This is a genomic window from Rothia sp. 27098_8_161 (assembly GCF_041432905.1).
In the GTDB taxonomy this organism is placed as follows: Bacteria; Actinomycetota; Actinomycetes; order Actinomycetales; family Micrococcaceae; genus Rothia.
The window spans coordinates 1-11238 of the sequence record NZ_JAPWAL010000029.1; the positions used below are offsets into that span (position 1 = coordinate 1).

Sequence of the window (11238 nt, forward strand, 5' to 3'; positions counted from 1 at the left end):
CCCGCCAGAACATCGGGTACGCCGGAAGCACCGGCGCTCAACGCAGCGACGGTGGTCAAATCAACGGTGTGGTGCGATGCCACAAATGCATAAGTACTCACTAGAGACTAATCATAACCACGCCGGCTAAGCCCCTGTAAAGCTTACAGAACCTAAGTTCCACCATCGTAGGGGTCAAGAGTATCTGCACGGTCGGGGAACTGAGTACGATGAATAGACACAAACTAAGGTTTTCCTCACCACTAAGAAAGCTACCATTAGGTAAGAGTCGCCATGACATAGTGTCGCAAAAACACCCGCATAAACCTGTCACACTAGACACTATGAGCGAAAACCAGCACACAACTCCTGCATCGGAAAAGGGCCCCGCATCGGCTGCCGCACAGGCACCCGCTCTGCCCGCACACCCCACCGACGCCCAGCGACCCCTGCTCACCGACGAACAGCTCGCACACCTACCCGCCAACCACCCCCTGCGCGCAGGCACCACCGCCGACTCGCCCATGCTCCGCGCCCTCACCGGCCGCCCCTCCAGTCACCGACCCGTCTGGTTCATGCGACAGGCAGGCCGGTCCCTGCCCGAATACCGTGAAGTACGCGAAGGCATCCCCATGTTGGACGCATGCCTCACCCCCGACCTCGCCGCAGAAATCACCGTGCAGCCCGTCCGCCGCCACAAGGTCGACGCCGGCATCTTCTTCTCCGACATCGTCATCCCCATGAAGCTTGCGGGTGTCAACGTCGATATCGTGCCCGGCAGGGGCCCCGTACTCGACCAGCCCGTACGCACCCTCGACGAGGTGCGCGCCCTGCCCGAACTCAAAGACAGCGACCTCGACCCCATCCGCGAAGCCGTAGCCGCCACCGTAGAAATGCTCGGCGACACCCCGCTCATTGGCTTCGCCGGAGCCCCCTTCACCGTTGCCGCCTACATGGTCGAAGGCGGCCCCTCCCGCGACCACCTGCACCCGCGCACCATGATGCACGCCGACCCCGCTGCCTGGCATGAACTCGCCGCCTGGGCATCGCGTACCGCAGGCCAGTTCCTGCGCGCCCAGATCGAGGCGGGTGCCTCCGCCGTGCAGCTCTTCGACTCCTGGGCAGGCTCCCTCGGTGAAAATGACTACCGCCGCTACGTGCAGGCACACTCCGCAACCGCCCTCGACATGGTGCGTGAATACGGTGTGCCGCGCATCCACTTCGGCACCGGCACCACCGCACTGCTGCCCGCCATGCACGAAGCCGGTGCAGACGTCATCGGTGTAGACTACCGCCTGCCGCTATCGGCAGCGAACACCCTGCTCAACGGCGCCGTACCTCTGCAGGGCAACATCGATCCGGCACTGCTTGCCGCAGGTAGCGAAAACCTCTACGCACACGTAGACGAAGTGCTCGCCGAAGGCAACGCCGCCCCCTCGCACGTGGTCAACCTTGGCCACGGCGTACCCCCGACTACCGACCCGCAGGTGCTCACCGACCTCGTGGCGTACATCCACGAGAAAACGGCAAGCTAAAGCAGCGGACCCGCGGGGCTAACACATATCAGCGCTGCGAGACACCGCCCCAGCCACCGCACCCGCTGATAACGCCAACGCCACAGGGCAGACCCGCTGACAGACCGAAGGAGAACCACCATGGGCCAGCACACCAACCAGGCACCAAACCGGACCGCACAGGCCAGCTCCTCCACTGCGCCCCAGACCGCACGAACTTTCACCCGTAACGAGAAGGTGCCCACCGCCATCGTTATCGGTGGCGGCCCCTCCGGCCTCATCTCAGCACGCCGCCTCGCCGCAGCCGGCATGCGCGTCACCCTGCTCGAACAACGGCACCACCTCGGCGGCGCTGTCGGAGCCCACGAAGTTGGCGGCCTGCTCCTAGACTCCGGCGCCGAATCCTTCGCAACCCGCAGCCCCATCGTCAGCGACCTCGTTAAAGAACTCGGCCTGGGTGACCAGATTGTCACCCCCAACTCCTACGGTTCCTGGCTATACCTGCCGCAAGGCGCCCGCCGCACCCCCAGCACCGGCATCATGGGTATCCCCGGCAACGTCAACGACAAATCACTGATTCCCGTCATCGGCAAGAAAGGCCTGCGCCGCGCCCAGGTAGACAAATTCCTACCCATCTCCGCCGGTGAAAACGCAAAGACTCTCGGTGAGCTCGTACGTATCCGCATGGGTCAGAAGGTCCTGGACAACCTGGTCGCCCCCGTCGTCTCCGGCGTGTACTCCACCCACCCCGACAAGCTCGACGTGGACGCCACTATCCCCGGGCTGCGCGCGGCACTGCGTAAGCACCGCTCCCTTGCCGCAGCAGCGGCAGCCTTCCGCTCCGCAGCACCTGCAGGCTCTCAGGTAGCAGGCATTATCGGCGGTATGAACCAGCTCTCTGAACGTCTCGTCGAGGAACTCTACGAAGCCGGTGTACGCATCGTCACCGGATTCGACGTCATCGCCGTAGACCGCGACGAATCCACCGGCCAATGGTTCATCATTCAGCGCCATACCACCGACGGCGAAAACACCCCCCTCTACGCCGACTACCTGGTAGTCGCAACCGATGGCCCGACCGTAGCCCGACTTATCGGCCCGCACGTCTCCACGGCGCTACCCGCCCTGGAGCCCGGCCCCGAAGTCGCCCTCGTCACCCTTGTCGCCGATGCCCCCGACCTGAACAAGCACCCGCGCGGTACCGGCCTGCTCGTCTCCGAAGAAGCAACCGCCGTCCGGGCCAAAGCCCTCACCCACGCCACCGCCAAATGGCAGTGGGTCGCCGACGCAGCAGAACCCGGCCGCCACGTCGTACGCCTCTCCTACGGCCGCGGTGGCGAAGACTCCCGCTTCTCTGAAGTGGCACTCGCCGACGAGCAGCTCATTACCCTCGCCCTGCGTGATGCAAGCCGCATGATGGATGTATCCCTCACCCACAGCAACCTCGTCGACGCGGACGTTATACGGTGGCGCGGCGTACTGCCCGCCTCCACTCCCGGCCACCGCGAACGAGTCAAAGAATTCCGCGAACGCGCCAGCGAACTCGGAACCCTCAGCACCGTTGGCTCCTGGGCCGCCGGTTCCGGCCTAGTCCTCACCGTCAAAGACACCTACGAGCAGATGGACCGCCTCATCTATCACGCCGCACAAGACTGGGAAGGCGTCACCGCCCCAACGCTGCCGACACTCAATAACCGGTAATACGCAGCGCACCATAAACCATAATTTGAGAAAACGCGCGGCTACGGAAGCTGCGCCTCTAAGACAGCGAACCCTCGCTGAAGAAAGGAACACACAATGTCTCACGACCACGCAGCACATGGCCACAGCGGTGCACACGGTGCACACGGCAGCTACAGCCACTCCGGCCACGGCTACGGCGGCGCACCCAAGGGCTACGCAGTCCAGCATTCCGCAGCTGACGAGAACCGCCGCGGCCGCGAAGAAGGCGAAACCCTGCACTACGCCCTCTACACCGTCTTCGCACGCTCCGGCGCACGCCCCGCAGAAGCTAACACCGACGAAGCCCGCGCAGAATTCGAGCAGCTCACCGAACAGCTCGCAGCCGAGGGCGTGACCCTGCGCGGCATCTACGACGTCTCCGCAATGCGCGACAACGCAGACATCATGATCTGGACCCACGGCCAGAACCCCGAAAAGCTGCAGGCAGCAGTCCGCAAGATTCGCCGCACTGCACTCTTCACCGGTACCACCATCGTCTGGTCCACCATGGGCGTACACCGCGAAGCAGAATTCACCCGCAACCACGCCCCCGCATACGCGCGCGGCAAGGCACCCGAAGCATGGGTCTGCGTCTACCCCTTCGTACGCTCCTACGACTGGTACTACATGAACCCCGAACGCCGTGCAGAAATGCTCAAGAACCACGGCATGAAGGCAATCGACTTCCCGCAGATACTGGCAAACACCGTCGCAACCTTCGGCATGAACGACTACGAATGGGTCCTCGCCCTTGAAGCACCCGAACTGGTCGACCTGGTCGACATGATGCGCCACTTCCGCAATACCGAAGCACGCCTGCATGTGCGGGAGGAAACCCCCTTCTACACCGGCCGCCGCATCGGTGCAGACGAAGTAGCTGAGGTCCTGGCGTGAGCCATCAGCCGAACGGCGGCGTAACCCTCAACGGCACGCTCCTGCCGGACGACGTGGTACCCAACCACACCGACCCGGCGAACACCGCCTCCAACGGCCCCGCTGCACTCAATGAGCAGACCCTCGGTGACTACCGAAGCGAACGCAGTATCACCCGTGAACGTGCCGAAGAGGCACGCCCCTACGACCTGGTGATTCTCTCCTCCTTCGGCGGACCCGAGGGGCAGGAGGACGTCATCCCGTTCCTACGCAACGTAACCGCTGGCCGCGGCATCCCAGATGAGCGCCTCGAAGAGGTCGCCACCCACTACCGCGCCAACGGCGGCGTCTCGCCCATTAACGAGCAGAACCGTGCCCTGCTCGCCGCACTGCAGCAGGCACTCGCCGAGCGCGGCCCGCACATCCCGATCACCTGGGCGAACCGCAACTGGAAGCCCTACGTGAAGGACGTGCTCGCCGAAGCCTACGAGAACGGTCACCGTAACGTGCTCGTGCTGGCGACCAGCGCCTACCCCGGCTACTCGAGCTGCCGCCAGTACCGTGAAGACTACGGTGTGGCGATTGAGCAGCTCGGTCTGGAAGGGCACGTGCACGTGGGTAAGATCCGTCAGTTCTTTGACGTGCCCGGATTCTCCCGCGCTTTTGCTGACGGGCTGAAGGACGGGCTCGCCACGGTGCGTGAGCAGCTTGCCGCACGCGATAGCGGTTCGCTGAACCCGCGCCTGCGCATCATGTTCTGCACTCACTCAGTGCCGACCTCCGCGGCGAATGAGGCAGGCCCGCGCGGTGTGAACTATGAGGGCGGCTCCGCCTACGTAGAGAAGCACCTGCAGGTCGCTCGTGCCGTGCTATCGCTCGTGCGTGATGAGGCTCCCCAGCTTCTGCAGAACGTCGAGTGGGAGCTGGTGTACCAGTCTCGTTCCGGCCCGCCGTCCATGCCGTGGCTCGAGCCGGACGTCAACGACGCCCTGGAGGCGCTGCCCACCCCCGCCAACCCGGCGGAGGATGGCGAAGCCCCCGTGGAAGGCGTCGTGCTGGTGCCCCTCGGATTCGTCTCCGACCACATGGAAGTCAAGTGGGATTTGGACACCGAGGCGCTGGACACCTGCCAGCGCCTGGGCGTGGTCGCCGTGCGCACCCCCACCCCCGGCACGCACCCGGCGTACGTGGAGTCGCTGCGCCGCCTGATTGAGGAGCGCGTGGAGAACGGCGTTTCAGCCGACCTACGCCCCGAACGTGAGAGCGTCTGTGCCCCGAGCGTGAGCGGTCAGTACGGCTGGTTCGACGAGTGCGAACCTGATTGCTGCAAGCCCGGTCGCGGTGAGCCGAAGCCAGTCATTGCTGAGTATGCAGCCGGTGCTGATAACAGCGCTACTGCACCCAGCACTTCTGAGAACGCACCGGCCAGCCGCTCCGGTGGCTGCGGCTCCGGCGGATGCTGCTCCCACTAACACCACCCCTGTAGCTCCGGCTCGCCCCAACGCCCCTGAAGAGGGTGCGCGGGCGGGTCGGAGCGCATGTGCCTACGGGCTATCACACACATCACCGATAAGGAGAGATATGAGCCACCACGAGTACATCTTGGGCACCCGCGGGTCTGCTCTCGCCCTAACCCAAAGCCGTATTGCTGCTGAAACCGTTACCTCCCTCTACACCGAACACCAGGCACACCACAGCGCCGCAGATGCCGAGGTCGTGGACTTCACCCTGCGCACCGTCAAGACTGAAGGTGACGTACTCACCGGACCCCTGGCAACCCTCGGCGGCACCGGCGTATTCGCGGCGGCACTGCGCCAGCGTCTGCTCGACGGCGAGAACGCCTCCGAAGAAAACCGCGTGGACATGGCAGTACACTCCCTCAAGGACCTGCCCTCCGCACCCTGCCCCGGCCTGGTCATCGCCGCAACCCTCAAACGAGAAGACCCCCGCGACGCCCTCGTAGCACGCGATGGTCTGACCCTCGACACCCTGCCCACCGGCTCCCGCGTGGGCACCGGCTCACCCCGCCGTGCCGCCCAGCTACGTGTGCTGCGACACGACCTTGAAATCGTGGACATTCGCGGTAACGTGGGCACCCGCATCGGCCGCGTGAAGGGCCTTGAAGAGCACGCCGGCAAGCAGGTCGTACTCCGCCAGAATGCTGAAACCTCCGAACGAGCCGACCACGGGGTAGGCACCGAACGCAGCGGCGACTGCGACGCCGTGGTGCTTGCCGTCTCCGGCCTGAAGCGCCTGGGCAAGGAAGACCTCATCACCGAGTACCTGGACCCCACCCGCATGCTGCCCGCCCCCGGTCAGGGTGCGCTCGCCCTGGAAGTGCGCGAAAGCGAGTTCGAAAACCCGGACCCTGCCGCGCTGGCCGACGCCGAGGTGGCGCGCCCGGTGCGTGCCCTGGGCCATGCCCTGCTTGCCGCAAACCACTACGAAACCCGCCTCGCCGTCAGCGCCGAGCGTGCCCTGCTGCGCCGCCTCGAAGCCGGCTGCGCCGCCCCCATCGGTGCCTACGCGCAGGTGGTTGAGGGCGACCTGGTGCTCAACGTTGTGGTGGCCTCCCCGGACGGTACCGACATGCTGCGTCACACCTCGGCAACTGCTGAGCTGGATGTGCCCGGCGCCGAACGTCTGGGCGTGCGCGTGGCAGAAGACCTGCTGCAGATGGGTGCCGCTGCCCTGGCCGGATTGGACCTGAAGTAGGCGCCATGTCTGCCCCGCCTTCTGATACCTCGTGTTCTGAATCCCGGCAGGTTGATGCCCCGCAGGCTGATGTCCCGCGCACGGTTCTGTTGACCCGCTCCGCCGCGCAGGGCGCGGCCTTCGCGCGCGCCCTCGCCGAGGAGTGCGCACAGAACGGGTTGGGGGAGCCCCGGGTACTCTTTGCCCCGCTGCAACAGGCGCGCACCGTCGAGCCGGGCGAAGAACACGCAGCCGTGTTGGAGGCGCTCGCCTCCGGCCAGTACGCGTGGGTGAGCTTCACGAGCGCCAACACGGTTCGCGCCTGCACCGAGCTGTGGGGCGACAAGTTCGCCCGCGCCTGCACGAGTGGGGGAGTGCGCATCGCCTGCGTGGGCGCGGCAACCGCCCGCGCTGTGCACACCCAGCTGGGGCTGGGCACAGATTTTCAGCCGCAGGTGCAGAGCGCCGCCGGTATGCTCGCGGAGTTTGAACAGCCTGCAGCTGATGCCGCCGTGCTGGTTCTGGAAGGCTTCAACGCCCGCCCGACCCTGCGCGAGGGCCTCAAGAACCTGGGCTGGGACAGCCGCCGCTGCGTGCTTTACGGCATGGTGCCCGCCGAGCAGGTGGCACCCGGAGAGCTGAGCCTTTCCGCCGCCCGCGCGCTCATACAGGGGAATGCCGTAGACACACCAGACCCGGATACCCCCGCGCCGGATGTGCTGGTGGTGACCGCCCCCTCCCGCCTGCACGCCCTGCTGGACGGCCCATCCGGACTAGCGCCCGAATCCGTGCCGCCGGTGGTGGCGATTGGGGCGAGTACCGCCTCCGCATGCCGCGCTCTGAACCTGCGCCACGTGCAGGCTGATTCGCCCTCCCCACAGGATTTGGCGCGCGCCGCCGTAGCCCTGATTTAGGCGCATCCTTCAGCTAAGACTTCACATTATTTCGAAAGAACTTTTCAGGAGAGATCATGAACCTCACCCGCCGCCCGCGCCGCCTGCGCACTACCGCAGCCATGCGCTCCCTCGTCGCTGAGACCACCCTGCGCCCCGCGCAGCTGATTCAGGTGTTCTTCGTTCGCGACGGCATCGACGAGCCGCAGCCGATTCGTTCCATGCCCGGTCAGTACCAGCACACCCTGGAGAGCATCATCCCCGCCGTGCGTGAGGCGTATGAGGCAGGCATCCGCTGCATTGACCTGTTCGGCATTCCCCGCGATGAGGATAAGGACGAGGTCGGTTTGACCGCCTGGGATCCGCAGGGCATCCTGAACCGTGCGATTGCGGTGTGCCGGGAGGAGTTCGGCGATGACCTGGTGGTTATGGCTGATACCTGCCTGGATGAGTTCACGAGCCACGGCCACTGCGGCGTGCTGGTTGATAACGGCCACGGCACGCCCGTGGTGGATAACGATCAGACGGTGGAGCTGTACTGCAAGATGGCGGTTTCGCAGGCTCGTGCGGGTGCGCATACGGTGTCCCCGTCGGGCATGATGGACGGCCAGATTGCGGCGATGCGCACCGCCCTGGACGAGGCTGGCTTTGAGGATGTGTCGATTCTGGCGTATTCGGCGAAGTACGCTTCGGCGTTCTTCGGTCCGTTCCGTGATGCGGTGGAGTCCAGCTTCACGGGTGACCGTAAGACCTATCAGCAGGACCCGGCGAACCGCCGCGAGTCGCTGCTGGAGGTGCGCGCTGACCTGGAGGAGGGCGCGGATATGGTGATGGTGAAGCCTGCCGGTAGCTACCTGGATATTGTGCGTGAGGTGGCGGAGTTTTCGCCGGTGCCGGTGGCGGCGTATCAGGTGTCGGGTGAGTACGCGATGATTGAGGCGGCTGCTGCGAACGGCTGGATTGACCGTAAGGCTGTGGTGCTGGAGTCGCTGCGTTCGATTCACCGTGCCGGTGCGGACGTTATTTTGACTTATTACGGTACGGAGGCGGCAGGCTGGCTGCGCGAGCTGGACGCCTAAACCCCTCCCTCATTTAATGCCGAGAAGCCACATGCTGTACAAACAGTATGTGGCTTCTGAGCGGTATTAGAGCGGTGAAGAGTAGCCCGCTTATTTGTATTGCGCCTTCTGGAAGGATGCGCGGCGTGCCGCCTCTTCTGCATGCTTACCGGCAGGCTTGTAACCCATGGTCGTACAGATGACGCGGCCGTCCACGAAGTACTTCGCTAACATTTCACGGTCCGCCGGCGAATCCAGCTGCGCCCAGCGTTCCTGCTCAATCTTGAACGCAATCTGCGCCACCAAACAATCAATTTGGTGATCATTGAGCGCATAGTCGTGCTTGCGGCCGCTGGGAAGCAGAATCTCCAGCCTCCACTGGCTCGCGTCCTTCGGATTCAGCTTGATGGCGTCCGGGTTCTTCGGGTACACACGGAACGCGCGAACCTCAGAGTAGGGGCGGGACTTCGCGGGAAGGAACAGCCGCCCAGCCTGGAACGAATCCGGGTTGTACACCACGTAATCGCGGTTGTACATCAGCAGCACGAGGATCAGCGGAATGTATGCCGCCGCCAAGAACCAGGAGGCGTGACCGATATAGATCGCTTCCAAATCCTCGTCGATGCTCCAGCCCGCCAAGGACATCAAGAAGACAGAGGCGAGCAGGAACGCAATACCGTTGAGCACCCAGTAGGCGGTGCGGTCGTTACGAATCGGCTCCACACCCGGCACGGTGCCGTGCACACGGAACGGTGCGCTCAGCTTACCCAGCGTCGCCGAGTAGATGCGCGGCATGCCCAGCACACGGTCGTCCTTGCTGTAACCGCGTGCTTCGCGCCAGCCGCGGCGACCCCAGCGCGCCCCCACGTACACCATGAGGAACGGCAGAATCAGCGCCGGCAACAGAATGCCGTCGTACACGATATCCCAGTACAGGGTGAAGATAGAGACCGCCACAATCCAGCCCCACAGGTACATGACCACGTGGAACCAGCCGCTAAACACGCCAGCGCCCTCAATAGAATCCAGCTTCTTCTTCGCCTTCTTCGTGGCGCTACCCTTACGGGAAGAGCTCAACGGAGCACCCATCGCGGTACGTTTCGCAGTGGAGCGGAGCACCTCATCAACGGGCGAACCGGATACCTCAAGGTACAGGTCGGCTGCCTTCTCCTTCTTGATGGGCACCGGGTAGGCGATATCTACCAGCAGGCACAAGCCCAAGTACACCATGAAGGCGATCAGCCACACATCGCGTAGCTGTTCCATGGGCAGTCCCAAGGCGCTCAGATCCATGAGCGGCTCACCTCCTTACTTCTCGCAAACCCTTACGCGGATGCGGCAGCGGCGGCGGCGGTCGGAAGAGCCGAGATGATACGTTCCATCGCCTCATCATTGTGGGCGGCAGAAACGAACCATGCCTCGAATGCGCTTGGCGGCAGGTACACTCCGGATTCGAGCATGGAGTGGAAGAACGCGTTGTAGCGGCTGGTTGCCGAGGCCTTGATATCGGCGTAGTTGTGCACGCCCGCCTCGGAGGTACCAAACGCTACCGAGAAGAGGTTACCGGCGCTCTGGATGGAGTGGTCCACACCGGCGGCGTTGAACGCCTCGGTCAGAGCCTGCTGCAGCTGGGCGCTACGCGAATCCAGGTGCGCGTAAACGGCGGCATCAGCCAGGGTCAGGGTCGTAATACCCGCCGCAACCGACAGCGGGTTACCGGAGAGGGTACCAGCCTGGTAGACGGGGCCGACCGGCGCCAGGTGCTCCATGACCTCACGCTTACCGGCTAGTGCCGCGATGGGCATACCGCCACCAATGACCTTGCCGAACGTGAAAATATCGGGAACCCAGCCGCCATCCTTGGGAGCCGCGTAACCCCAGTAACCAGCCGAAGAGACACGGAAACCGGTCAGCACCTCATCAAAAATGACCAGCGCACCGTTCGCGTGAGCAATCTCGTGTAGGCCACGGTTGAAACCGGGCTCGGGGGTCACCACACCCATGTTGCAGGGTGCCGCCTCAGTAATAATTGCGGCAATTTGACCCTCATGGTTCGCGAACGCCTCACGCACAGCATCCAGGTTGTTGTAGGGCAGAACGATGGTCTCCGCGGCGGTTGCGGCAGTTACGCCAGCAGAACCCGGCAGCGCCAGGGTAGCCACACCCGAACCAGCCTCGGAAAGCAGCGCATCCACGTGACCGTGGTAGCAGCCCGCGAACTTAATAACCTTGTCGCGACCGGTCACACCACGCGCCAGACGAATCGCAGTCATGGTTGCCTCAGTACCGGTGGACACCATACGCACCTGATCAATCGCACCGGGAATTGCCGCGTTAATACGGTTGACCACCAGCTCAGCCAGCTCAGCCTCCGGCGCGCTCGCCGCGCCAAAGGAGAGGCCGCGCTCAGCCGCCTGCTGAACCGCCTCAACCACCTGCGGATGTGCGTGCCCCAGAATCGACGGACCCCACGAGCAGACCAGATCAACGTACTCGTTGCCGTCC

General features: G+C 64.2%; 9 protein-coding genes. 7 read left to right on the top strand and 2 right to left on the bottom strand.

Features of this window, described 5'->3' with window-relative positions; translation table 11 throughout:
- Positions 1-323 precede the first annotated feature (323 nt).
- The 7 genes from hemE to hemB all read left to right on the top strand — a co-directional run bounded on the left by hemE (position 324) and on the right by hemB (position 8754).
- A complete protein-coding gene (gene hemE / locus O3648_RS07840; RefSeq protein WP_279742144.1) occupies positions 324-1514 on the top strand; it encodes a uroporphyrinogen decarboxylase in 1191 nt (396 codons plus the stop codon).
- 120 nt (positions 1515-1634) lie between these two features.
- The gene (gene hemG / locus O3648_RS07845) at positions 1635-3194 is read left to right on the top strand and encodes a protoporphyrinogen oxidase (RefSeq protein ID WP_371569454.1); all 1560 of its coding nucleotides are present in this window, start codon (positions 1635-1637) and stop codon (positions 3192-3194) included.
- 96 nt (positions 3195-3290) lie between these two features.
- The gene (gene hemQ / locus O3648_RS07850; RefSeq protein WP_279742142.1) at positions 3291-4109 is read left to right on the top strand and encodes a hydrogen peroxide-dependent heme synthase; all 819 of its coding nucleotides are present in this window, start codon (positions 3291-3293) and stop codon (positions 4107-4109) included.
- A complete protein-coding gene (locus O3648_RS07855) occupies positions 4106-5560 on the top strand; it encodes a ferrochelatase (RefSeq protein ID WP_371569457.1) in 1455 nt (484 codons plus the stop codon). The genes hemQ and O3648_RS07855 overlap by 4 nt, the downstream gene beginning before the upstream one ends.
- A gap of 109 nt (positions 5561-5669) precedes the next feature.
- A complete protein-coding gene (locus O3648_RS07860; RefSeq protein WP_371569460.1) occupies positions 5670-6803 on the top strand; it encodes a hydroxymethylbilane synthase in 1134 nt (377 codons plus the stop codon).
- Between the two features lie 5 nt (positions 6804-6808).
- On the top strand, positions 6809-7696 hold the full coding sequence (locus O3648_RS07865) for a uroporphyrinogen-III synthase (protein ID WP_371569463.1): 888 nt from the start codon (positions 6809-6811) through the stop codon (positions 7694-7696).
- A gap of 56 nt (positions 7697-7752) precedes the next feature.
- Positions 7753-8754, top strand: coding sequence for a porphobilinogen synthase (hemB, locus tag O3648_RS07870; RefSeq protein WP_371569466.1), 1002 nt, complete (start codon positions 7753-7755; stop codon positions 8752-8754).
- A gap of 90 nt (positions 8755-8844) precedes the next feature.
- On the opposite strand, the gene O3648_RS07875 is transcribed toward hemB, so the two are convergent.
- Both O3648_RS07875 and O3648_RS07880 read right to left on the bottom strand, forming a co-directional pair.
- On the bottom strand, positions 8845-10026 hold the full coding sequence (locus tag O3648_RS07875) for a sugar dehydrogenase (protein WP_371569468.1): 1182 nt from the start codon (positions 10024-10026) through the stop codon (positions 8845-8847).
- A 32-nt stretch (positions 10027-10058) separates the two neighbouring features.
- Positions 10059-11238 (bottom strand): glutamate-1-semialdehyde 2,1-aminomutase (locus tag O3648_RS07880; protein WP_371569471.1); only part of this gene is annotated, 1180 nt, incomplete at its 5' end.

Coding starts and splice junctions, on each gene's coding strand:
- hemE (WP_279742144.1), top strand. CDS start 324: ATGAGCGAAAACCAGCACACAACTCCTGCATCGGAAAAGGGCCCCGCA.
- hemG (WP_371569454.1), top strand. CDS start 1,635: ATGGGCCAGCACACCAACCAGGCACCAAACCGGACCGCACAGGCCAGC.
- hemQ (WP_279742142.1), top strand. CDS start 3,291: ATGTCTCACGACCACGCAGCACATGGCCACAGCGGTGCACACGGTGCA.
- O3648_RS07860 (WP_371569460.1), top strand. CDS start 5,670: ATGAGCCACCACGAGTACATCTTGGGCACCCGCGGGTCTGCTCTCGCC.
- O3648_RS07865 (WP_371569463.1), top strand. CDS start 6,809: ATGTCTGCCCCGCCTTCTGATACCTCGTGTTCTGAATCCCGGCAGGTT.
- hemB (WP_371569466.1), top strand. CDS start 7,753: ATGAACCTCACCCGCCGCCCGCGCCGCCTGCGCACTACCGCAGCCATG.
- O3648_RS07875 (WP_371569468.1), bottom strand. CDS start 10,026: ATGGATCTGAGCGCCTTGGGACTGCCCATGGAACAGCTACGCGATGTG.